The sequence below is a fragment of the Mucilaginibacter phenanthrenivorans genome (assembly GCF_024721155.1).
Lineage (GTDB): Bacteria > Bacteroidota > Bacteroidia > Sphingobacteriales > Sphingobacteriaceae > Mucilaginibacter > Mucilaginibacter phenanthrenivorans.
In genome coordinates this window covers 358,167-382,298 of record NZ_JAHVAP010000004.1, presented here as the reverse complement: position 1 = coordinate 382,298, position 24,132 = coordinate 358,167, and the positions used below count along the sequence as shown (strand labels likewise).

Here is a 24,132-nt window from a genome sequence, read left to right as displayed (position 1 = left end):
ATGCACGATCTGATACCATTTATTCCGGGCAATGTTTCGCATGTTTTAGAAAGCATTCCCTTTTTTTTGCCCGAGATTTATTTAACGGTATTGTTCGTGCTGGTATTGGTAACCGATCTGTTATTTGGCCGGACCTCTGAAAAGCTTTGCAGGATAGTTGCCTGTGCCGGAATTTTGCTGGTAATCCCAAGGGATTTCCAGCAAATCAAACTTTTGTTTGAAAGTGGGCAGGTTAATGGCAGGTTTTTATTTAATGAAATGTTGCTGCTTAATCGGGTAGCCATCAACTTTAAATTTATTATCGATGCGCTGGCATTTATACTGCTGCTTTATTTTGAATGGGATAACCGCTTGAAGGCGCATCGCAAGGGCCTTTCTGATCTGTATACCATTGTTATCGGCTCGGTACTTGGTTTGCATTTAATGACCATGGCAGTAAACCTGTTATCCATTTATCTAGCCGTCGAAATGGTTTCTATAGCCTCTTACCTGATGGTAGCCTACCGCACAGAAAATGCATTTAGTAACGAAGCAGGTTTAAAATATGTACTGTTTGGAGCGGCGGCATCGGCTATAATGCTTTATGGCATTTCGCTATTGTATGGATTTACAGGATCGCTCGGATTATTCTCCGGTAATTTATTACCGGGGCTAATGCAGGCGAATCCGGTTGCCGTTTCATTAGCGCTGGGATTGGTATTGATAGGGATTGGGTTTAAACTGTCATTTGTTCCGGTGCATTTTTGGGTGCCTGATGTGTACGAGGGTGCATCAACCCCCATTACTGCATGGCTATCAACGCTGCCTAAAATAGCCGCATTTGCATTGCTTATAAATTTCTTAAGGCCTTTTGTCTATTTTGTTAAATGGACTGCATTTGATTTTAAGCTGGTATTGAGCGTAATTGGCATAATAACCATGATTGCCGGAAATTTTGCCGCAGTGCTGCAGCGTAACGTTAAAAGAATGCTGGCCTATTCCAGCATAGGGCATACCGGTTTTGCCCTGATGGCAATTGTTACCTATAACACTTCCGGTATTTCGGCGCTCACATTTTATCTTGCTGTTTATGCCCTCGCTAATATTGGTGCTTTAGCATTGGCTACTTATTTTGCCAATGTGCTCGAGGCTGATGATATGAAGAGCTACAAGGGCCTGGGTTTAAAATACCCTGCTGCTTCAATTTGTTTTGTGATCGTACTTATCTCGTTAACGGGTTTACCTGTTACAGCGGGCTTTACCGGGAAGGTCCTGGTGTTTTCCGCTGTTTATGGCGTTTACCAGCATGATCACAATATCTGGATGTTGCTGCTGATGATAACAGGGGCGTTAACAACTGTAGTTTCCCTGTTCTACTACATTAAGATTCCTCTAAATTTATTTCTGAAAAGAACTGAAATTGTTAAAAATACACTTAATAAATCTCAAAATATTGTGGTTTTTGGCATAATTATATCGGTTTTAGTAGTTTTACTGGGTATATGGCCCGATACACTATTTAAAATCTTTTAAAAAGTCCATTTATTAATCTTTATTGAATAAAAATCTCATTTTTTATTTGTTTTTGTTTAAATTATTCCTACTTTCAGCAACTTTTTCATTGGAGCCTGTTTCGAACCAGGAATGATGAAGTTGTAAAATAAAAAAGCAAAATATCCTTTCTAGACCTATATTGTGATGAGCCCGGTTCCAATAACCGGGCTCTCTTTTTTATTAAGAGCCCGTGCTTAAACTGTGATAGCTTGAGAAAGGACGTCAATCCGTGAAGATTATAAAAGGTGTCATCTTTATTTTGTGATTAAAATTATCATTCTGCTATTATGGGTTGGATTTAATAGTATTTGATTATGGATTTGTTAAATAAAGCTCTTTGATTATTTTATTTTGTTAATTTTTTTATAGATTCATTGAGTATTTGATTTTTTTGTCATTTTTACCGCTGTTATAAACCTGCTTTCAACGAGCTTATTTTATCGATAACATCATTGCATGAAAAGATATTTTCCATTCGCGCTTATTCTTGGCGTTTTACTTTTAACCTTTTTATTTCCTTCTGTAGAATTCAAAAAAGGGCCTGATCCGCATTTCAACACGGGCGATATTGCCTGGATGCTAATGTCGACAGCCCTGGTTTTGATCATGACACCCGGCTTAGCCTTCTTTTACGGCGGCATGGTAAACAAAAAGAACGTGATCTCTACCATGTTGCAAAGTATTGTATGTATGGTTATCATAACGGTAATGTGGGGCATATTTGGCTTTAGCCTCGCCTTTGGCGATAGCATCGGCGGCATCATTGGCAATCCCTCCACCTTTTTTATGATGAAGGGGATGCTGGGTAATGCAACATGGAAGTCGGCGCCTACTATCCCTTTGCTATTGTTTGCCATGTACCAGCTTAAGTTTGCCATCATTACCCCTGCGCTCATCACCGGGGCATTTGCCGAACGGATCCGTTTCAACTCGTACATTATATTTTTGGTGTTGTTTACCATATTTATTTTCTCGCCGCTGGCCCACGTTACCTGGCATCCTGACGGTATTCTTAACAAACTTGGCGTGCTTGATTTCGCCGGCGGAACTGTAGTGCACATGTCGGCGGGCTGGGCTGCTTTAGCGTCGGCCCTGTACCTTAAGCGCAGGAACGAAGCAAACCATTCGCCAGCACGAATTACCTACGTAATGATAGGTACGGGCTTATTATGGTTCGGGTGGTTTGGGTTTAACGCTGGTTCAGCATTCGGCGCTAATCATTTAGCCGTAATAGCCCTTGCAACAAGTACAACTGCATCAGCTGCAGGCGGGATAACCTGGATCTTTTTCGATATGCTGCGCGGCAAAAAGCCATCGGCAATGGGAACTTGTATCGGTGCAGTGGTTGGGCTTGTAGCTATTACACCTGCGGCAGGCTATGTGAGTATTCCGCATTCACTGGCGATAGGGATTATATCTGCATTGATCAGCAACCTGGTGGTTGAATGGCGTACCCGTACAACTATTGACGACACACTTGACGTATTTCCCTGCCACGGCGTAGGCGGCATGGTTGGAATGCTGCTTACCGGCGTATTTGCCAGCCAAAAGGTTAACGCGGCAAACACAACCGGCGATGGTTTATTCTTTGGGCACACACATTTATTTTTCGTGCAGTTAATAGCGTTGGTGGGAGTATCCGTATTCGCGTTTTTTGGCTCACTGCTTTTATTGAAGATCACTGATATGATCTCTCCGCTGCGCGTATCTGCCGAAGAGGAAGAGATTGGGCTTGATATTAGTCAGCATGGTGAAAGGCTGTAAGAATGCTAAATCACCTTGCGTAGATTAAATTTCACCATTAACGGAACATGGTCACTGTATTTGCTCCAGTAGTTATGCTCTCCGATTTCGACGGTCTTTACTCGCGAAGCAAGACTACCAGATGCAAAGCAGTAATCAAGATGGTAAGGTTTGTCAATGTGCTTATATAGATAAAATGTTGGATGTAGTTCCTTCCCCTGTGTTTGTTTGAAAAACGAATGATAGGTACTTAAGATTCCTTTTCCCTCAAGAAATTTAACAACGTTTGAATGGTTGCCTGCCCGTCGTTTTTTGTCCCAAATGGTATTGCTGTTGAAATCTCCGATTAGAATACTGTTTCCTTGTGATAGCAAACCTTCATAATGATGAATAGCTTTCCAAATTTGCTCAACATACCGTCCGTCCGGGTCCGAGGGATTATGTGCCCATATTGCAAACAGGTTAAAATCAACTTTGCCATTGGTGACAGCAACCGGGATTATTAACTGTAAGGCGGTATTATGTTCATCAAGCACCCTAAGCTTTAACTTCCCAAACGAAAATATCCCGATTCCCTTATGCTGATTATTTCCAAACCAAAGCGCATTGGTTGGTTTAGGAAAATCAGCGCCTAATTTCAGCTTCTCAAGGCTTTCACATTCCTGGATAATTAAAATATCAGGCTTATGAGTCATTATCAACCCGGCCTTTTTTCTGAATGCCATATTGCAATTCCATGTTATTATTTTCATAGACCTGGAGGAGAAAAAAGCGCCATTCTGCGCATTTTTTTAAGAAAAATATTGTTTAAATATACTGGTTTCGAAATAATTTGTAGCTGACCAAAATAGACTTCGGTACAAAAAGTAACTTTAAATTGTTTAAAGTTACTTTTTGGCGTATCGGTTCAAAAACCGCTTAATTTTTGTTTCTGAGGGGTTTTTGAGTAAATTTGTACAAATCCAATTGTATGTACAACCTGCTTGTTTCTCCGAAAAATGTACAGGCTTCGTTACAGAAGCATGTATTAGCCGATGGCTTCGACCTGACTTTTGATATGGAAAAAAGTAAGGGTGTTTATATTTACGATGCTAAGTATGACCGTACCCTGCTTGACTTTTTTACCTGCTTTGCGTCGGTACCATTAGGATATAATCACCCTAAAATGGTGAACGACGAAGTATTTAAAAAGAACCTGATGCTGGCGGCCTTAACCAACCCATCGAATTCAGATATATATACCACTCAATATGCCGAGTTTGTTGAGACATTTGCAAGAGTTGGCATTCCGGAATACCTGCCCCACGCTTTTTTCATAGCAGGTGGATCACTGGCTATCGAGAATGCGCTTAAGGTAGCGATGGACTGGAAGGTGCAAAAGAATTTCGCAAAGGGCTATACAAAGGAACTTGGCTTTAAGGTGATCCATTTTGAGAATGCGTTTCATGGCCGTTCAGGGTATACACTGAGCCTGACCAACACCCAGCCTGTAAAAACAAAGTGGTTTGCCAAATTCGATTGGCCGCGTGTTTCGCTTCCGAAAATGAATTTTCCTTATAGTGATGCTAATCACGAGGACTTGCTAAGGCGCGAGGAATTGTCTATCGCCCAGATAAAAAAGGCCTTTGAAGAGAATAAGGATGATGTATGTGCCATTATAATTGAGCCGATACAATCAGAGGGCGGCGATAATCATGTACGCAGGGAGTTTTTAGAAAAGCTGCGTATGCTTGCTGACGAAAATGAAGCCATGTTAATTTACGATGAAGTGCAGACCGGTGTAGGCCTTACCGGTAAATTTTGGAGTCATGAGCATTTCGGTGAAAATGCCCGCCCGGATATACTGGCATTTGGTAAAAAGATGCAGGTATGCGGGATTCTTGCAGGCCGGAAGGTCGATGAAATTGAAACCAATGTTTTTAACGTTTCATCGCGGATAAACTCAACCTGGGGTGGTAGTTTGGTAGATATGGTACGCTCATCAAAAATAATGGATATTATTGAGGAAGATAACCTTTGTGATAATGCAGCTACTATGGGTGACTACCTGCAAAATTGCCTGGTGAGTATCTCCGAAAAATATGATATCATAAGCAATGTAAGGGGCAAAGGATTACTCACAGCATTTGATTTTCCTGACAAAACCATCCGCGATAAATTTATTGCAAAAGGCATGGAGTACAATGTTATGTTTTTGGGCTGTGGCGACCAAAGTATCCGCTTCAGGCCGGCACTTATTATTGAGCAAAAACATATTGACAGCGGAATGGAAATACTTCAGAAAGTATGTGCTTCTCTGTAACCTCAATGTAAAACAATTGATACAAAAACCCATTTCTAATGGAAATTGAGCATATTTCCATTGTTTCTGCAATAAAATGTTCCAGCCACGTTAGTTAAATATTAACCGGCTAACATTTGCTATTTTTTCACCAATATCGGCTATTTTTCGAGTATTATGCCATGGGGAACTAATAGTTGCACAGTTAATATTTAACAGGGTATTGGTAACATGAGTAAGCACATTGAAAAGTTAAAAAAACAACTGGTAGAAATTTCTGAAGTTGTTAATTCGTTCCGGTCAGAGGCCGTGCAGGTAAGAGTAGTTGATCGTTTGTTAGATGTGATGATTGAGATTGAAAAGGGAGACAGCGAGACTGCAGAAATATTTAGCAAAAAAGTTTATAGGCCACGGGAAAATGGCGAAGGTTATTCGCCTGCGCGTGGCGCTAAAAAGCCTGGGGCAACAAAAGTGTTGAATCAGCTGTTATCGACCAATTTTTTTGATACCCGTCATTCCATATCTTCCATCGCAGATTTCTGCAAAGAAAACTTCGACTCAGATTTTAAAACTTCTGAACTATCAGGCATACTTTTAAAACTCGCAAATGAGGGCAAGTTGAGAAGAGAGCGGAGCAATGAGAATAATAGGTTTGAGTACGTGAGGGTTTGATATTTAGTCCGAAAGTCGGTAAAGTCCGGAAGTCCGGAAGAAAAAATAAAAGTCCGAAAGACGCTAATTGACTAGACTAGCATCTTTCGGACTTTTCCGACTTTCCGGACTTTCGGACTACTTTAAATCAAAAAGACTATCCACACCTAAAATCTTTCGCGAAGTAAATCCTTCAGCAAATTTTACGTTAATGCTTTTGCCGAACTCGCGTGCGCGGGCTTCAACTACCCGGATAAACTCCGGCGACGATATATAGGTCTGTGGTTCATCGTCCCATTCAGGATTATAGAACTGTGAACCGTAAGCCATGATGCTTTCAACCTTTGTATTCCAATAATCCGTTACATCTACCAGGATATCCGGTTTGATATAATTATCCTGTATAAAGTGCAAAACTTGTTTGGGTCGCCATGCTTCCTGTATCTTGCCGCTGTCAGTGGTTTCAATTTTTCTCAACCCTGATAAAAACGAAGATTCTTCAACCAGCTTGTTGGCGCGCCCATGGTCAGGGTGCCTGTCGTGGTAGGCATTGGTTATTATAATTTCGGGTTGATATTTACGGATAGCGGCAATTACTTTAAGCTGATATTCCCGGGTGTTCTCAAAGAAACCATCAGGGATGGCTAAATTCTCTCTTACTGCAAGGCCAAGAATCCGGCCAGCCTCAGCAGCCTCCTTATCGCGAATTTCGGCCGAGCCCCGGGTGCCAAGCTCACCTCGGGTAAGATCAACAATACCAACGGTTTTACCTTTTGCTATATGTTTTAAAATAGTGCCCCCACAGCCAAGTTCGGCGTCGTCAGGATGAACTGATAAAACTAAAATATCTAATTTAAGCATAAAAAAATCGATTATTTACCGGGCGCCAGTAAGCGTGCAATCTGCTTCCTTATTTTTGAAGACGTTGGCTTGGTAAAGGGATAAAAGAAATCGGTAACCAGCCCCGATTTATTAATTAAAAATTTATGAAAGTTCCAGCGGGGTACCGAACCCAACTTGCCATTCTGCTTTTTGTCTGCAAAAAACTGGTAAAGCGGATCGGCATATGGGCCTCTTACGCGAATCTTTTCAAAAACAGGGTAATTTACTTCCTGGATCTCACAAAATTCTTCAATAGCTTTTCCCTCCAGGGGTTCCTGGCCCCCGAAATCATTTGATGGAAAGGCGAGGATTTCAAAATTACCGCCGGGAAAATCCTTTTTTAATTGTGCAAGTTCCTTAAGTTGTGGCGTAAAACCGCATTGGGAGGCGGTGTTAACTATCAGGAGGACTTTATCTTTATATTCAGATAAGCTAATTTTCTCACCGTTTAACTGCTGTATGTCAAACTGGTAAATGCTTTTATCAACCATTATTAATTGTTAGATGAAACGTATCCCGCTTGATTCAGGATGGCTTCGATATCTTTTTGCTCGTCAGGATTATAGGTTTCCTTCAAGTCGTGACCGAAAATGCGGGCTGCCGATTGTAGCAGGAAAGCCTTGAATCCGCCCTTTAAATCTTTCACCATGGCGTAACTGGTGTTGCCGGTTTCACGGTCGATCAACTTAATTAAAACCTCCCCCTGACTTATTGTCAGGTCTTTGATCTCTTTATTGAACAAAGCCTTTATCTCAGTTTCGCAGTTGTTTATGAGTGCTTTTTGCTGATGCCTGTCGCCGGTTAAAGCAAGGTCGCGCTGTAGTTTGTTATATCTTTGTGCCGCAAAACGCGCATAGGGTAATACCTTCATCACATTATATCGTAAGCGGCGGTAATTGTCTAAGTCGGCCTGGCTTTTGAAGATGCGGGTATCATTGATTCTGACCTCATGCATTACTATCCATGGCAGTAACTTTCCACTGTCAACAGTGAGGTAAGTACGGATGGTATCATTTTTGCCTAGAATTAATGGTGCGGGTTTGTCTGTTTGAGCCTTTACGGAGCCCAATAAGCAACAAAACAGCAACAATAAGCCAATAAATTTCATAATTTTACGTAGTACAAAAATAACGTAATTTATTTTGGTAATTATTATAACCTGCAATTATAATTTTTATTGCAAGGTAATGATTTTTAACAAGATAAGGATAGGATGATAGAATGAAGGACATAGTGATAGACCTGGAAGCCGAAAAGAATGAGATCTTAAAAAGATATCGTGCTTTGCTGCGTGCGTCAAAATCCACCTTACAAAAGGGCGATAAGCGCATGATTCGTAAGGCATTTGAGATGGCGCTTGAAAGCCATAAGGATATGCGCCGAAAATCGGGCGAACCTTATATCTATCATCCCATTGCTGTTGCACAAATAGCTGCCGAGGAAATTGGGTTGGGTACAACGTCCATAGTATGTGCCTTGCTGCATGATGTTGTGGAGGACACCAACATGACCCTGGATGATATTGAAAGGGAATTTGGCAAGAAGGTGGCTATGATCATTGATGGTCTGACAAAGATCTCGGGCGTATTTGATACCAATAGTTCGCTTCAGGCTGAAAACTTTCGTAAAATGCTGCTTACCCTTGCCGACGATGTAAGGGTGATATTGATAAAGCTGGCCGACCGCCTGCACAATATGCGCACCATGGAGTTTATGCCGCGCGATAAACAGCTTAAGCTTTCTTCAGAAACTGTTTACCTGTATGCTCCGCTTGCACACCGCCTGGGCTTATATGCTATAAAATCGGAACTCGAAGATCTTTCTATGAAGTACATGGAAAGGGAAACCTACCAGTTTATTAAAAATAAGCTGAACGAAAAAAAGGCAGAGCGCGAAAAATTCATCAGGGATTTTATTGAGCCGGTAAAAAAAGTTTTGGAAGGACAGGACCTGCACGGAGATTTGTTTGGCCGGCCAAAATCAATTCACTCCATCTGGAACAAGATGAAGAAAAAGGCTATACCCTTTGAAGAGGTATATGATCTTTTTGCTATCAGGATAATTTTAGACAGCACGCCGGAAAACGAAAAGGCGGATTGCTGGAAGGCATATTCCATAGTTACCGATCTTTATCGGCCTAACCCTGACAGGCTGCGCGACTGGATCTCATCGCCCAAGGCTAACGGTTATGAATCATTGCATACGACAGTAATGGGACCGCGCGGACAATGGGTTGAGGTGCAGATAAGAACCAAGCGGATGAATGAAATTGCCGAAAAGGGTTTTGCCGCACACTGGAAATACAAAGAATCATCAACCGATAGCGGACTTGATCTTTGGGTACAAAAGGTTAGGGACATGCTTAAAAACCCTGATTCCAACGCGCTCGACTTTTTGGATGATTTCAAAATGAACCTGTTCTCTGATGAGATCTTTATTTTTACGCCAAAGGGCGCCTTGATCCAGTTGCCGCTTGGCGCGAGCGCACTTGATTTTGCGTTTGAGATTCATACCGATGTGGGTGCCAGCTGTATTGGCGCTAAGGTGAACCACAAGTTGGTTCCTTTAAGCCACAAACTGCAAAATGGCGACCAGGTAGAGGTTATCACATCAAGCAAGCAAACGCCGAAAGAAGACTGGCTGAATATTGTTGTTACCGCCAAGGCTAAAGCGAAGATAAAATCAGCCTTAAAGGAAGAGAAACGCAAGATAGCTGAAGACGGCAAGGAGATATTGGAGCGTAAGATGAAGTCGTTAAAGATCACTTACAACTCGGAGAATATCCATAAACTTAGCTATTTCTTTAAGCTACCCTCTACCCAGGACTTATTCTACAATATTGCCAAAGGTACTATTGATATGAAGGACCTGAAGGAATACCAGGCATCGGAAAAGGTAATTGAAAACAAGCCGCAGGATAAGATAGAAACTGAACAGCTGCAGAGCCTGATGCGGAGCATAAAAGCCAAAGACAGCGATATGCTGCTGATAGGTGAGGATATGCAAAAGATAGATTACAAGCTGGCCAATTGCTGTAATCCTATCCCTGGCGATGATGTTTTTGGCTTTGTTACGGTAAGCGATGGCATAAAAATTCATAGAACAAACTGCCCTAACGCAGCTAAATTGATGGCCAACTACGGTTACCGGATAGTAAAGGCAAAATGGACAAACCAACAAGAACTTGCATTTTTAACCGGGCTAAGAATTACCGGCATTGATGAGGTCGGATTAATAAATCAATTAACCACCGTAATATCCAACGATTTTAAGGTGAATATCCGCTCTATTACAGTTGATAGCGACAATGGAATTTTTGAAGGATCAATAATGGTATATGTAAACGATACTGATCATTTGGAAAACCTGGTAAGGAAGCTAAAAACGGTAAAGGGCATAACAGCCGTTACACGGTTTGATTCATTAATTGAGAAGGCGTCCTGAAGATAGTTGATTGAGTTTATTATGTTGATTAAGTGAGTGGTTGGGAATGAACAGCACTGGCGAAATTATCAATTATAAAGGTTTTGATTTTTTACAACTCAATCAACCTAATAAACTTAATCAACTCCAAACTAAATTCTTAACTTTGCCCTTTAATAAACAAACATGTCTCAACAGGAAACCATAGAGATGGTTAAAAAGATTTTCGAGGCTTATCTTGAAAATAAAAACCTTAGGAAAACTCCTGAGCGTTTTGCGATACTTGAAGAAATATACTCCCGGAGCGATCACTTTGATGTGGAATCATTATACATCCACATGAAAAATAAAAAATACCGTGTTAGCCGGGCTACGGTTTACAATACTTTAGAGCTGCTGGTATCGTGCGATTTGGTGACCAAACACCAGTTCGGCAAAAACATGGCCCAGTTCGAAAAATCATACGGCTATAAACAGCATGACCACATTATTTGCATCGACTGCGGAAAGGTAGTTGAGTTTTGCGATCCGCGCATTCAGCAGATTCAGAGTATGATGGGTACATTGCTGAAGTTTGAGATAAAACACCACTCATTAAACCTGTATGGTAACTGCGAAAAACTGCGTGCAGGTTTTTGCGATAGAAAAGCCCAATAACAAAAAATCTTTTTTGATTTTACAATGATAATATACTTATGATGATACCTTTGTGGTGTTTAATAAATTATTATTTTACTAAGTATTTGACGATTATTAAAACGATATAAAGAAATTAATGGCTGTTGACGTATTATTAGGCCTCCAGTGGGGCGATGAAGGCAAAGGAAAAATTGTTGATGTACTGAGCGCAGGTTACGACCTGATCGCGCGTTTCCAGGGCGGGCCGAATGCAGGCCATACGCTTGAGTTTGATGGTAAAAAGTTTGTACTGAATACCATCCCATCGGGTATATTTTTTGAGAATACCATGAACCTGATAGGTAATGGTGTTGTTATAGATCCTATTACCCTGAAAAAGGAAATAGATAAATTGAAGGATGCCGGTCATGACCTGTTGGCCAAAGGCAATTTAATGATAGCAAAAAAGGCTCACCTGATATTGCCTACTCATCAATTGCTTGATGCTGCTTCTGAAAAGAGGATGGGCGAGGGTAAAATTGGATCGACACTAAAAGGCATTGGTCCGACCTATATGGACAAAACCGGTAGAAATGGTTTACGTGTTGGTGATACCACATTGCCCGATTTTAAGGAGCGTTACCAGAAGTTGGTTGACAAGCATGTATCAATGCTTACATCATTATACGGCGAGGTTGCTGATTTCTCGGAACGCGAGCAAGCATTTTTTGAAGCTGTTGAACTGATCAATAAATTCCAATTGGTTGATTCGGAGCATTTGGTGAATAGCTACTTAAAGCAAGGTAAAAGGGTTTTGGCAGAAGGAGCTCAAGGCACAATGCTTGACATCGATTTTGGATCGTATCCATTTGTAACTTCGTCAAACACCACTACCGCGGGTGCTTGTACCGGCCTTGGGATTGCTCCAAACAAAATAGGAGAAGTGATAGGAATCTTCAAAGCTTACTGCACACGTGTAGGCGGCGGTCCGTTCCCAACAGAACTTAACGACGAAACTGGTGAAGAATTACGCAGGATAGGTCACGAATTTGGCGCTACTACAGGTAGGCCACGCCGTACAGGTTGGATAGATTTGCCTGCATTAAAATATGCCATAATGCTTAATGGCGTTACCCAGATGGTAATGACCAAGGCAGATGTATTGAGCGGCTTTGATAAGATCTACGCTTGTACACACTATAACTATTTGGGCGAAAAGATAGATTACATGCCATATGATATCTGCTGTGTTGAAGCTGTTCCTGTGTTGAAGGAAATTGACGGCTGGAACGAGGATCTGACTGGCATAACTGAACTTTCCGAAATACCGGCTAAACTTCAATCGTATATTGACTATTTGGAGAAGGAATTAGAAGTGCCAATCAAATATTTATCAGTAGGGCCAGATAGGAAGCAGACGTTGGTGCTGCACTAAGCGAGGAAATTATTCATTTTTATAACGAAGGCTCCCCAAAACGGAGCCTTTAATTTTTATATCTATTTTTGTTCAGTGATTAAACAGGTTGCCGACCCGAAAGAATTTAAAAGGAAAGCCTTGCAATGGGCATCGGGCTTTGATGTTTGCTGTTATCTTGATTCAAACAATTTCTCCGATCCATATTCTAAATTTGATACTTTAATTGCAGCCGGTGTTAAGGCTGATATTCTAGCCGGAGCGGGCACTGCTTTTGATCAACTGGAACAATTTCGGAACCAGCATCCGGGATGGATGGCCGGATTTCTCACCTACGATTTAAAGAATGAAGTTGAAAATTTAACATCTGAAAATCCTGATCACCTGAATTTTCCAGGCTTGTATTTTTTTGTTCCGGAGTATTTAATCATCATAAAAGGCAGTGAAGTTGAAATATTAGCTGATGACGCACAGCGTGATTTTGAAGATATTGAGCGACAGGAAATTTACGCGGATGAGCAAATTCCAGTAGCAGATATTCAAACCCGTTTTACCAGGCAGGAATATATAGCGGCAGTCGAAAAAATACAGGAACACATCAACCGTGGCGATATTTACGTTACCAATTTTTGCCAGGAATTTTTCGCGGAAAATGCAGTAATAGATCCAAAGGCCGTGTTTTCAAAGTTGAATGAAGTGTCGCCAAATCCTTTTGCTTCTTTTTTTAAATTGAATGATAACTACGTTCTGTGCGCAACGCCCGAGCGATTCCTGGCAAAGCGTGGTGATAAATTAATATCGCAACCAATTAAGGGGACGGCAAAACGCGGCATAACCGAGGAGGAAGATCAAGAGATCATCCGTGAATTAAGAAACCACGCTAAGGAGTTGCAGGAAAACGTAATGATAGTCGACCTGGTCAGGAACGATCTCACTCATTCAGCAAAGCCGGGAACTGTTAAAACGGAGGAGCTTTTTGGCGTTTACAGCTTTCAGCACGTGCATCAAATGATCTCAACCGTAGTATGTGAACTTAGGGGCGACATAAGCGCTGTACAGGCTATCAAAAATACCTTTCCTATGGGCAGCATGACAGGCGCACCCAAAATAAGCGCCATGCAACTTATGGAGAAATATGAGCGCAGCAGGAGAGGGGTATATTCCGGTGCGTTGGGTTATTTCAGTCCTGATGGTGATTTTGATTTTAATGTAGTGATCAGGACATTGCTTTATAATAGCAAGAACAACTATTTGTCATTCCATGCAGGTAGCGCTATTACCTATCACGCTGATGCTGAAAAAGAGTATGAGGAGTGTTTACTTAAGGCGCAGGCTATTTTGGAGGTGTTGGGTCAATAATTATCTTCTCTCCAATCCTCACACTAATTTCCGATCCATTCGCAAAAAAAGCGGAATATGGTTTCTTACTCAAAAATGGAATAAATTCTTCTCCATACAATTCGGCTACATCCGCATCAAAAATGCATTCGCTAACTTTTGCTACCTGCCATGAGATATGCTCTACCTGGTATTGCATGGTTTTAAGATCGGTAAGCTTGTTGTATCCCCAGTAATGCTCAAAAATAAATTCTTCGGGGCTGCCGGGCTTAATATCTTCAAAATGATCACTTACCTTGGCTGCCAGCCTGTTCCAGCGGCCCTTCAACTTCCATTCGTATGCAAATTCAGTTTGATTTTCGTATGCGGGGATTTGTGAATGCCGCATGGGCAAGGCCCGGTAATGTTCTTTATAAAGATTGTTTGCGATAAATGCAATGATACTTTTTGGTACAATCTCGCTGATAAACACAGCACCCCGCTTCCATTCCTTACCATCAAAATGCCTTACATAAAAGCGCAGGTTAACTTCTTCAAAGTTAACGTGGAAAGGCCATTTAACGCCAAGCACTTTTGTTTCGCGGAACATAAATCCTACCATGCTTACCAGCGCCTTCCCTTGCCAAAGATCGAGCTCTGTTGCCGGGGGCAAATACGGTTTTAAGATCTCAGGATCAACTTCATAATTCAGCATTAACAGGTCATTCCATTGTGCCTGCAGAAATTTTCGTTTTCCCATAAAATGCGATTAAATTAAGCGGGTTCGGAGTCGGTGCTGGTGGGGACGCTGGTTTTTTTCTTAAACAGGTTTACCTTTGATTCCTTTCCTTTAAGCAGCCGTTCGATATTTTTTTGGTGTGTAACCATTATCAAAAGGCAAATCAGCATTCCAAAAATAACAACAAGATTATTTGTGTACTTATTATAAAAAAATGTTACGCCTATTAAATAGGCAAAGCCGGCTGTGATTGAGCTAAGCGATACGTACCTGGTAATGAAAAGCACGACAATAAACACGGATACACAAAGCAGTGCGGCATCCAGGTTAACTGCCAAAACCATTCCAAATAAGGTTGCTATACCTTTGCCGCCCCTAAAACCAGCAAATACCGGGAATAGATGGCCCATAACAGCAGCAATGCCTAAAGCCAACTGGTAACTTACTAAATTAGAATGCGGCCCGCCTGTGGTTGAAACCCCGATGAAAGTGGCAAGGCTGGTTGCCGTCCACCCCTTTAGTATATCGATAAGCATAACAGGAATTCCTGCCTTCTTCCCAAGTACCCTGAAGGTGTTGGTGGCTCCTGCGTTTCCGCTACCATACTCACGAACGTCAACGCCATAGAACGCCTGTCCTATCCAAACTGCTGTGGGGATAGAGCCGCAGAAATAAGCCAGAATAAGCGCTGAAACAGAGTAGACAGTTATCATTTCACCGCAATATTAATAAATTAAGTCCGAAAGTCGGGAAAGTCCGAAAGTCCGGAAGTGTATACAATCTTTTATTCGTTTTTAGCATCGTTTTCTTAGTTCCTCCGGTTGTTTACCGGCTATTCAACTAATCACTAATTTACCGCTTTTAAGCTCAGATCCAGGCTTTTGACCGAGTGCGTTAAAGCACCAACAGAAATATAGTCAACTCCGCAGGATGCATACTCTCTTATGGTGTCGATAGTTATACCGCCGGAAGCCTCGGTAATAAATCTTCCATTAATGATATTTACTGCGTCGCGCAGATCATTATAGTTAAAGTTATCAAGCAATATACGATTTACTCCGCCTGTTTCCAACACTTGCTGCAATTCGTCAAGGTTTCTTACTTCAATCTCAATTGCAAGCTTTTTGTTTTGATTAACGAGATATTGTTGCGTATTTTCAATAGCCTGTCTAATACCACCGGAATAATCCACGTGATTATCCTTTATTAAAATCATATCATACAAACCAAAACGGTGATTAACGCCGCCGCCAATTCTTACCGCCCATTTTTCCAGGTACCGTAATCCCGGTGTCGTTTTACGGGTATCCAGAACCTTGGTATTGGTTCCTTCCAAAAGGTCTACAATTTCGCGGGTTTTTGTGGCTATTCCGCTCATCCGCTGCATGCAGTTAAGTACCAGTCGTTCTGCTTTTAATATACTTTGGGCATCACCCTCAACTTCAAATGCCACATCCTTAAACTTTACCTTTGCCCCGTCGTTTAAAAATACGTTTACCTTAAGCCCGGCATCAACAACATGAAAGATCTCAAGGGCAAGCTCTACGCCTGCTAAAATACCTTCGTCTTTTATTAAAAGCTTTGCCTTGCCTTGTGTACCTGCAGGGATAGTTGCCAGCGAGGTATGGTCGCCATCGCCCACATCTTCTTTAAGGGCGTTTAGTATAAATTGATCAATAAGTAATTTGTCCAAAACGGGTTGTTTTTTTGAAACCCAAAAGTAGTAAAAAGTTCATAGTTGAGGGTTCGCAGTTAGAGGAAAAAGGAAAAGGGTGGCGGAGTAGGTTTGCAGGTTAAAATAACGAGTTAAACCTGGTTTAACTTTAACCATCAATAAACTCACTTTATCTTTTCAGTCTCTATGCGGAGTTCAATGAGTGCAAGACCACCTTCGGCTTTCTTTAAAGTATAAGCTATACGATAAGGCCCGCCAGCAGTAGTAAGGGTGAGTACGCCAAAAAGATAGTTGGTGTTTGAATTTACTTTATGCAGCATCTTTATGGATAACGGCTTGTTCTGACTAAAAAACTTATCCAGGATAAGCTTAGCCTGCACCTTTGAATAAACATTCTCCTCGTCCAGAATAGTTATTTCAACAGTTGCAGCAAATATTTTTGAAAGCTGGTTAGTGTCTCCCTGGCGTATAAGGGCCGCAACATTGTCAATTGGATCAACGACTACTGCCGGAACCATATAAAGTATAAACAAAGGGAGGTAAAGCAACTTCATGATAGCTATTAGACGAATATTAAAAATGAACGTTACAGTTTTTGTTTATTTGGTTGATTCCCATATATCGGGAATTTGACGGGCTGGCTATATTTAGCGGGGTATTTAAATATAGCCAACAAATCAACAATTGAAAATTATCTTATACAACTAACAACGTTGCCTTTATATTTGCATTGTGGAAAAACAAAAAAAAATCGCATTAATTATCCTTGACGGCTGGGGTTACGGCCGTAATGATGCTTCGAACGCCATAGTTGCAGCTAAAACTCCCTTTTTTGATTCGATGCTGGCAAAGTATCCGAATTCAAAGCTTGAAGCCTCGGGAATGGCCGTTGGGCTCCCTGCAGGGCAAATGGGCAATTCAGAAGTAGGGCACATGAACCTTGGCGCCGGTAGGGTTGTTTACCAGGAATTGGGCCGCATTCATAAAGCTGTTGAAGACAACGAGCTTCCCGAAAACCCGGTTTTAAAGGAGGCCTTTGAATATGCCAAACAAAATAATAAGGATGTACATTTTATCGGACTTGTGTCTGATGGGGGCGTGCACTCACATATAAAACATGTAAAGGGCCTTTGCGATGCGGCGGCAGTTTATAATCTGGATAAGGTATTCATCCATGCTTTTCTGGATGGGAGGGATACTGATCCAAAATCAGGAGAAGGGTTTATTACTGATCTTGAAAATTACATTGCCGGCACCAGCGTACAAATAGCTTCGGCCATAGGCAGGTATTATGCCATGGACCGGGACAATCGCTGGGAGCGTGTTAAACTGGCTTATGACCTGATGGTTAACGGAACGGGTACGCATACGAATGATATTGTTCAGTCGATAAAGGAATCATACCTGCAAGATGTTACCGATGAATTTATTAAACCTATTGTAAAGGTTAACGAAGCCGGGCAGCCGGTGGCAGTTATTAAGGAGGGCGATGTAGTGATCTGCTTTAATTTCAGGACCGATAGAGGGCGTGAAATTACGGTAGCCTTAACCCAGCGAGCATTCCCTGAATATAATATGCACCCGCTGGGTCTGCATTATATCACCATGACACCTTACGACGAAACCTTTAAAAATGTAAAGGTTGTGTTTAATAAGGATGATTTGACCGAGACTTTAGGGGAGGTTTTGCAAAATGCGGGAAAGAACCAGATAAGGATAGCTGAAACTGAAAAGTATCCACACGTTACCTTCTTTTTTTCGGGAGGACGGGAAAAAGAGTTTACTAATGAGAAACGTTTATTGGTACAATCGCCCAAGGTGGCGACTTATGACTTGCAGCCGGAGATGAGCGCCGCGGGTATCCGTGATGCTATCATCCCGGAATTGAAAAGCGGATGGCCCGACGTTGTTATTTTAAACTTTGCCAATACAGATATGGTTGGGCACACAGGTGTGTTCAGCGCGGTGGTTAAGGCAGCCGAAACGGCTGATAGCTGTACTAAGGATGTTGTTGAAGCAGGTTTGGCTAATGGTTATTCATTCATTATCATCGCTGATCATGGCAATGCCGATTATATGATAAATGATGACGGTTCGCCAAATACAGCACACACCACCAACCTTGTGCCGTGTATAATTATTGATGACGATGTAAAGGAGGTTAAGGATGGTAAGCTTGGTGATATAGCGCCAACTATTTTGAAAATTTTAGGCGTAGCGATCCCCGAAAAAATGAGCGGTAATGTATTGGTGTAAACTAAGGCTGTTTACCACTATTGCTTTTATCGGCGGGGTAATGTTGGGCGGCATAGCCTGCCGGCCTGACGTTAAGGATACAGGTAACAAATATTTTGATATAAAAGGATATTTTACCGCTGATACTTTAAGACTTAAAAAGCTAAATAAACTGGTTACCAAAACGGTAACGCATAATGGCGTTACCGAAACTAAAAAGGTTAAGATTGCCAACTGGGGGCAGGAACTGGATATGTTTATTGGCGCCGATATTAACAAACCGGCCTGGAAGAACAGCTACACCGTATTTAACAGTGATAACGTGCTGCTTTACAAAGCGAAGGATGAAGACTTAAAGGTGCGTGAAGTAATGATCAAGCTGGATAAGCAAAAGGTAAAATGGATGCTGATATTTACCCGCACGCAGAATATTTTATATAAAACCACCGAAAGGCTCAGCTATTTTCCTGATTCGCTATACTTAATTCAAAAGGATCAGCATATAAAGCTAATGGGCAATAATCATTATATAATCCAAGGGGTAATTGAGCGCTGAAATGGTTATTTGAAGTAATTTCGAAGGGCGTTGTAGGAAATATACACTTCTTACCTTAATGCTTCTTTGTTTAAAGCTGAAATAAGTTCTTCAGGATCATTAACCGCTTTTTCACGTTGTATAAACAATTAATAACTAGAACATGCAACTAAATGGGACTTTGGCTGACACACAGTTCCTACGGCACAATAACTACAGCTCGATGGCTCATCGTCCCAACAACACATATTATAATGGGCAGCATCATCATCGCCGGTAGGGGGCATGATATACCCACCCCGCACGTTTTTCATTTGCTCCCTTGTGAGTGCTACCCTTGTTTCGGGTTGCAGCGCGTTTAATTGTGGCTTTTTCATTTCTGTTTAAATTTAATGAAGCACTTAATTCATTTATTCAATTACCTGTGATGGACATGCGTTAAATGCATCGCTGATACTTAACCGCCTTAGATAGGCGACATACCTTTCTATTTCCATTTTCTTAGTGTCGTTCACGGGATTTCAACATGCAGCAATTTCCCGGTATCATATTAGTTTCGGGTCTGTTAGCTTTTTGTTCAAGAAGTTTGGAGAAAAAGTTTGGCATCACAACCCGGCTTAGGAGAGTAAAAATAACGCAGCATTTTTTGATTTCAAAATTAAAACTAAAATAAAATCAAAAAATGAACCCTGGAATAGATTTGTGTGGGTAGTTGAGAAAATAAATAAATAGAATGGCTCCGTTGTGGTGCTCTTTTGATTATCGATATGCTAACTTCATAGTGGATGTGCATAGAATAAATCATGCAACCGATTATAAAGTCAAAACGAAATTTGCATTTTGGTTAACCCGGCTACCTGTGTGTTATAGCTTCGTCAAGTTTCTGCTTTGAAAGATCAATCAATGCGGAAATATCGGTTCTTGATGGATTATCGGCTAAAACCTTTTCAAGGTCGATAATAGACGCTTTCAGTGCATTAATACCACGCACCTTATCTCCGGGATGAACAGCAGCCTGTAGTTTAAATACACCATATTCGCGATAAGCAATGCCTCTTACCTGGTAATATTTGTTGTTTGCAATATCAGGGTCAATTGCTATTGCCTTGGTAAGGTCAAATATTGCACCTAATAAATACTTTTCCTTATCAGCGGCGGAAAGCTGGTTGTCCTTGCCTAAATACCCCTTTGCACGGGCCCTGTAATAATATGCAGTTGCATCGGTAGGGTTAATAGCTATCTCCTTTGTATATGCCGCAATTGATTTTTTATAGTTCTCGCTGTGGTAATAGGAATAACCAAGCATCAGTAAAGCGGTAGAATTAGTTGAATCGATAAGGCACGCCTTCTCAAGCTGAGCTACAGCAACTTTAAAATCCCCATCTACCAACGCCTGCTGTCCCAATTTTATATAGGAATTTTGAGCAGAAGCATTTTCGAGAGAAGAAATGATCAGGAAAGATATTATTACCGAGATCTTCATTGAGGATTAATAGTGTTTACCCAAACAGTATATTATAAACTGTTATTGCAGGAAAATATTATGCCAGCAAAACATTTTTGTACCGAATATTTCAATAATCTATCAAACAAAATGCGATAATATGACTTTTTTTCATCTTTATCAAGATTTTTATTTTTTCAGATAGTAAGGTGATTATTTGTAATTAACAAATAATCAATTGTTTATGACATAAACTAAATTGTGATAGAATATTACCTTATCTTGGCACATCTCTTGAAACATAGTATTACCTGCTAGGATAATGCAATTTATCCTTTGCAAAATTGCCTGTATCTTTATAGGCTGACAATATGACGTTTTTTAATAAGACATAAAAGGTAGTTGATGAATTTTGATCCATTTGATTTTAAAAGTGCTTTACCGGTAATAAACGAAGATTCTGAATTTTTTCCGCTCATGTCAACCGAGGACGAGGAGGAAATGAATAATGAGTTGTTGCCAGATATTTTATCCATACTGCCATTACGTAACACCGTTTTGTTCCCCGGGGTGGTAATTCCTATTACCGTTGGCCGGGATAAGTCAATTAAACTGATTCGCGACGCCAATAAGGGTAACCGGATGATTGGGGTGGTTTCTCAACAGGATGTGGCGATAGAGGACCCCTCTTTTTCACAGTTAAACAAAATTGGAACCATTGCCCTCATTGTAAAAATGCTTCAAATGCCTGACGGTAACACCACGGTGATTTTACAGGGTAAAAAGCGTTTTGTTTTAAAGGATGAAGTGCAAAGCATCCCTTACATTAAAGCTACGATTGAGGCCTTTAAGGAGGTAAAGCACAAGGAGGATAAAGAGTTTAAGGCCATGGTTTCATCCATCAAGGATATGGCCATGAATATTATCCAGCTTTCGCCAAACATTCCAAGCGAGGCCGGAATAGCCATTCGCAACATTGAAAGCACTTCATTTTTGATAAATTTCATATCGTCAAACATGAATGCCGATATGCTGGCAAAACAACAGTTGCTGGAGGAACCAAACCTTAGAAACAGGGCGAACCTGGTACTGGAGCATTTAACACTCGATTTGCAAATGCTGGAGCTGAAAAACCAGATCCAGAGCAAAGTACGGGTAGACCTGGACAAACAGCAGCGCGATTACTTTTTAAATCAGCAATTAAAAACTATCCAGGAAGAGCTTGGCGGATCGTCGCCCGACCTGGAGATCGACAGCCTAAAGCTTCGGGCCGCAAAAAAGAAATGGGGGAAGGATGTTAAGGATCATTTTAACAAAGAGCTTGAAAAACTTGTTCGTACCAATCCTGCCGCGGCTGATTACTCAGTACAAATAAATTACCTGGAGCTGTTACTCGATCTGCCATGGAATGAGTTCACCAAGGATAACTTTGATTTAAAGCGTGCCCAAAAGGTACTGGATAAAGATCACTTCGGTCTTGATAAAGTAAAGCAACGCATTATTGAGTACCTGGCTGTGCTTAAATTAAAGCATGATATGAAGGCGCCTATCCTTTGTTTGGTTGGCCCTCCGGGGGTTGGTAAAACATCGTTAGGTAAGTCTATTGCCAAAGCGCTGGGACGTAAATATGTCAGGATGGCTTTAGGGGGCATTCGTGACGAAGCTGAAATAAGAGGACACCGTAAAACGTATATCGGCGCAATGCCGGGCCGCATTATTCAGTCGGTTAAAAAGGCCGGCGCGGCAAATCCTGTGTTTATTTTGGATGAGATAGATAAGGTGGGTAATGATTTCAGGGGCGATCCATCATCGGCATTGCTTGAAGTATTGGATCCTGAACAAAACAGCACTTTCTATGATCATTACGTGGAGATGGATTTCGACCTGTCGAACGTAATGTTTATCGCGACAGCAAACTCACTGAGCACCATACAGCCTGCTTTGCTTGATCGTATGGAGATCATAGAAGTGAATGGGTACACTATAGAAGAAAAGGTGGAGATTTCCAAACAGCATTTGGTTCCAAAACAGCGTGAGGCACACGGCTTAAAAACCAAGGATGTTGTTATAAAGCCGGAAATTATAGAAAAGCTTATTGTTGATTATACCCGCGAGTCGGGTGTGCGTGCTTTGGAGAAAAAGATAGGTTCGCTGGTGCGTGGCGTGGCAAAGAATATTGCCATGGAGGAGCCATACAATCCTACCGTAAGCAAAAAGGACGTTGAGAAGATACTTGGCGCACCGATATATGATAAAGATCTTTACGAGGGTAATGACGTTGCTGGTGTTGTTACCGGGCTTGCCTGGACATCGGTTGGCGGCGACATATTGTTTATTGAAGCAAGCTTAAGCCCCGGTAAGGGCAGGTTAACTTTAACCGGTAGCCTGGGTGATGTGATGAAGGAGTCGGTAACCATAGCGCTTGCATATTTACGTGCGCACGCTTCGTACTTTAATATCGATCCGAGGTTGTTTGATCTTTGGGACATCCACGTACACGTTCCGGCAGGCGCAACACCTAAGGACGGTCCATCTGCCGGTGTTACTATGCTGACTGCCCTAACTTCGGCATTTACCCAACGTAAAATTAAACCGCACCTTGCCATGACCGGGGAAATAACCCTGCGTGGTCGTGTGCTTCCTGTGGGCGGCATAAAGGAAAAGATCCTTGCCGCTAAACGAGCCAACATAAAGGAAATAATTTTGTGCTCCTCGAATAAAAAGGACATCATGGAAATTAAGGAAGACTATATAAAGGACCTTAAATTTAATTATGTTACCGAGATGCGCGAGGTAATTGACCTTGCACTTCTAAATGAAACCGTAATCAATGCACTTGATCTAACGGTGAAGGAAGAAGCAAAACCCGCTTTAATATAAGATATTAATTGATTTTTCCGGTTGATCGCCTGTTTTTGGCTTTCGGCCGGAAATGTTTTTCCCTAAAACAGCCTTAATCACACTGCAACCTTTTTTGGAATATCAGCGTAATACGCACTATCATAATTATAAAGTAATTATGGTTACAGTTAATTACATCCAAAATCTAAAAAAGTGAAGAAAACTTTTACATTAAAAGCTGTTTTTTTGTTGCTGCTTATCACATCATCCCTTTATTTGAAAGCCCAAAACCTTGAAGAGAACACGGTAAAAAGAGACACTACTGTTGAATCGTTTATTAAACCGAAAACGGTTTTCCTGGAACTTGGCGGCCCCGGCCTTGCCCTTACGTTTAATTACGATACACGTTTTGCCGATGCCCGTGACAAATGGGGTTACAGGGTTGGTGCCGGGTATTACAATACTGGTGCAAACTGGGTGGCATCCGTTCCCCTGCAAATAAACTATTTATATGGATTGGCAAAACAAGGCGGCAGCAGTTTTGCCGAATTTGGCGCCGGAACAACGTTTGTACGTTCGCACGGTACCACTAATGGTGTCACTTTTCAATTCGACAACATAACCGGGTTTATCGGTACCGCTACTATAGGTTATCGCTACCAACAGGAAAATGGCGGTATAAATTTCAGGATTGCCTTTGTACCAATACTATATGACGACGGCGTAATAGCTGAGGGCGGATTAAGTGTAGGCTACACTTTTTAAATTCACAAATAAAATATAAATAGTAAAAGCCCGGAT

The 24,132-nt window shown here is 41.4% G+C and carries 22 protein-coding genes; 12 read left to right on the top strand and 10 right to left on the bottom strand.

Translation table 11 applies throughout. From position 1 onward, the window contains the following. Both KXD93_RS11190 and KXD93_RS11185 read left to right on the top strand, forming a co-directional pair. Positions 1–1,512 (top strand): NADH-quinone oxidoreductase subunit N, encoded by a 1,512-nt coding sequence (locus tag KXD93_RS11190; RefSeq protein WP_258137181.1) that lies wholly within the window; start codon positions 1–3, stop codon positions 1,510–1,512. Positions 1,513–1,989: 477 nt separating this feature from the next. Next, complete coding sequence (locus KXD93_RS11185; RefSeq protein ID WP_258137180.1) at positions 1,990–3,297, top strand: ammonium transporter; 1,308 nt, start codon at positions 1,990–1,992, stop codon at positions 3,295–3,297. Positions 3,298–3,302: 5 nt separating this feature from the next. Here the strand turns inward: KXD93_RS11185 and KXD93_RS11180 are convergent, their stop codons facing one another. After that, positions 3,303–4,028, bottom strand: a complete 726-nt coding sequence (locus tag KXD93_RS11180; RefSeq protein WP_373417355.1) for an endonuclease/exonuclease/phosphatase family protein — start codon at positions 4,026–4,028, stop codon at positions 3,303–3,305. Between the two features lie 218 nt (positions 4,029–4,246). On the opposite strand from KXD93_RS11180, the gene lat reads away from it, so the two are divergent. Both lat and KXD93_RS11170 read left to right on the top strand, forming a co-directional pair. Next, positions 4,247–5,578 (top strand): L-lysine 6-transaminase, encoded by a 1,332-nt coding sequence (gene lat, locus KXD93_RS11175; protein WP_258137178.1) that lies wholly within the window; start codon positions 4,247–4,249, stop codon positions 5,576–5,578. 210 nt (positions 5,579–5,788) lie between these two features. Continuing rightward, positions 5,789–6,229, top strand: a complete 441-nt coding sequence (locus tag KXD93_RS11170; protein ID WP_258137177.1) for a hypothetical protein — start codon at positions 5,789–5,791, stop codon at positions 6,227–6,229. 117 nt (positions 6,230–6,346) lie between these two features. Here the strand turns inward: KXD93_RS11170 and bshB1 are convergent, their stop codons facing one another. The 3 genes from bshB1 to KXD93_RS11155 are packed head-to-tail and all read right to left on the bottom strand — an operon-like array spanning position 6,347 to position 8,198. Next, positions 6,347–7,069: a bacillithiol biosynthesis deacetylase BshB1 gene (bshB1, locus tag KXD93_RS11165; protein ID WP_258137176.1), complete on the bottom strand. Its 723-nt coding sequence runs from the start codon at positions 7,067–7,069 to the stop codon at positions 6,347–6,349. 11 nt (positions 7,070–7,080) lie between these two features. Then, complete coding sequence (locus tag KXD93_RS11160; protein WP_258137175.1) at positions 7,081–7,581, bottom strand: glutathione peroxidase; 501 nt, start codon at positions 7,579–7,581, stop codon at positions 7,081–7,083. A gap of 2 nt (positions 7,582–7,583) precedes the next feature. Continuing rightward, positions 7,584–8,198 (bottom strand): DUF4294 domain-containing protein, encoded by a 615-nt coding sequence (locus tag KXD93_RS11155; RefSeq protein WP_258137174.1) that lies wholly within the window; start codon positions 8,196–8,198, stop codon positions 7,584–7,586. Positions 8,199–8,311: 113 nt separating this feature from the next. On the opposite strand from KXD93_RS11155, the gene KXD93_RS11150 reads away from it, so the two are divergent. From KXD93_RS11150 to KXD93_RS11135, 4 genes are all read left to right on the top strand, one after another. Beyond that, entirely contained in the window at positions 8,312–10,534 is a 2,223-nt protein-coding gene (locus tag KXD93_RS11150) for a RelA/SpoT family protein (protein WP_258137173.1), read from the top strand. Between the two features lie 165 nt (positions 10,535–10,699). After that, positions 10,700–11,170, top strand: coding sequence for a Fur family transcriptional regulator (locus KXD93_RS11145; RefSeq protein ID WP_258137172.1), 471 nt, complete (start codon positions 10,700–10,702; stop codon positions 11,168–11,170). A 118-nt stretch (positions 11,171–11,288) separates the two neighbouring features. After that, the gene (locus KXD93_RS11140) at positions 11,289–12,566 is read left to right on the top strand and encodes an adenylosuccinate synthase (RefSeq protein ID WP_258137171.1); all 1,278 of its coding nucleotides are present in this window, start codon (positions 11,289–11,291) and stop codon (positions 12,564–12,566) included. Positions 12,567–12,641: 75 nt separating this feature from the next. Beyond that, positions 12,642–13,904, top strand: coding sequence for an anthranilate synthase component I family protein (locus tag KXD93_RS11135; protein ID WP_258137170.1), 1,263 nt, complete (start codon positions 12,642–12,644; stop codon positions 13,902–13,904). Here KXD93_RS11135 and KXD93_RS11130 read toward each other — a convergent pair. The 4 genes from KXD93_RS11130 to KXD93_RS11115 form a co-directional block, all read right to left on the bottom strand. Beyond that, entirely contained in the window at positions 13,879–14,622 is a 744-nt protein-coding gene (locus KXD93_RS11130; RefSeq protein WP_258137169.1) for a YqjF family protein, read from the bottom strand. The two genes, KXD93_RS11135 and KXD93_RS11130, sit on opposite strands and share 26 nt — an antisense overlap. 14 nt (positions 14,623–14,636) lie before the next feature. Then, complete coding sequence (gene plsY / locus KXD93_RS11125; RefSeq protein ID WP_258137168.1) at positions 14,637–15,314, bottom strand: glycerol-3-phosphate 1-O-acyltransferase PlsY; 678 nt, start codon at positions 15,312–15,314, stop codon at positions 14,637–14,639. Positions 15,315–15,448: 134 nt separating this feature from the next. Next, positions 15,449–16,294 (bottom strand): carboxylating nicotinate-nucleotide diphosphorylase, encoded by an 846-nt coding sequence (gene nadC, locus KXD93_RS11120; protein ID WP_258137167.1) that lies wholly within the window; start codon positions 16,292–16,294, stop codon positions 15,449–15,451. A gap of 146 nt (positions 16,295–16,440) precedes the next feature. Then, the gene (locus KXD93_RS11115) at positions 16,441–16,830 is read right to left on the bottom strand and encodes a DUF4783 domain-containing protein (RefSeq protein WP_258137166.1); all 390 of its coding nucleotides are present in this window, start codon (positions 16,828–16,830) and stop codon (positions 16,441–16,443) included. Between the two features lie 178 nt (positions 16,831–17,008). Here KXD93_RS11115 and gpmI point away from each other — a divergent pair, with 178 nt between their 5' ends. Next, a complete protein-coding gene (gene gpmI / locus KXD93_RS11110; protein ID WP_258137165.1) occupies positions 17,009–18,532 on the top strand; it encodes a 2,3-bisphosphoglycerate-independent phosphoglycerate mutase in 1,524 nt (507 codons plus the stop codon). Then, complete coding sequence (locus KXD93_RS11105) at positions 18,519–19,067, top strand: hypothetical protein (protein WP_258137164.1); 549 nt, start codon at positions 18,519–18,521, stop codon at positions 19,065–19,067. The genes gpmI and KXD93_RS11105 overlap by 14 nt, the downstream gene beginning before the upstream one ends. A gap of 128 nt (positions 19,068–19,195) precedes the next feature. On the opposite strand, the gene KXD93_RS11100 is transcribed toward KXD93_RS11105, so the two are convergent. Together KXD93_RS11100 and KXD93_RS11095 are read right to left on the bottom strand one after the other, a co-directional pair. Then, positions 19,196–19,423, bottom strand: coding sequence for a hypothetical protein (locus KXD93_RS11100; protein WP_258137163.1), 228 nt, complete (start codon positions 19,421–19,423; stop codon positions 19,196–19,198). Between the two features lie 476 nt (positions 19,424–19,899). Continuing rightward, a complete protein-coding gene (locus KXD93_RS11095) occupies positions 19,900–20,529 on the bottom strand; it encodes a tetratricopeptide repeat protein (RefSeq protein ID WP_258137162.1) in 630 nt (209 codons plus the stop codon). A gap of 366 nt (positions 20,530–20,895) precedes the next feature. On the opposite strand from KXD93_RS11095, the gene lon reads away from it, so the two are divergent. Both lon and KXD93_RS11085 read left to right on the top strand, forming a co-directional pair. Next, positions 20,896–23,370, top strand: coding sequence for an endopeptidase La (gene lon / locus KXD93_RS11090; protein ID WP_258137161.1), 2,475 nt, complete (start codon positions 20,896–20,898; stop codon positions 23,368–23,370). Between the two features lie 174 nt (positions 23,371–23,544). Further along, positions 23,545–24,096, top strand: coding sequence for a hypothetical protein (locus KXD93_RS11085; protein ID WP_258137160.1), 552 nt, complete (start codon positions 23,545–23,547; stop codon positions 24,094–24,096). Positions 24,097–24,132 lie beyond the last annotated feature (36 nt).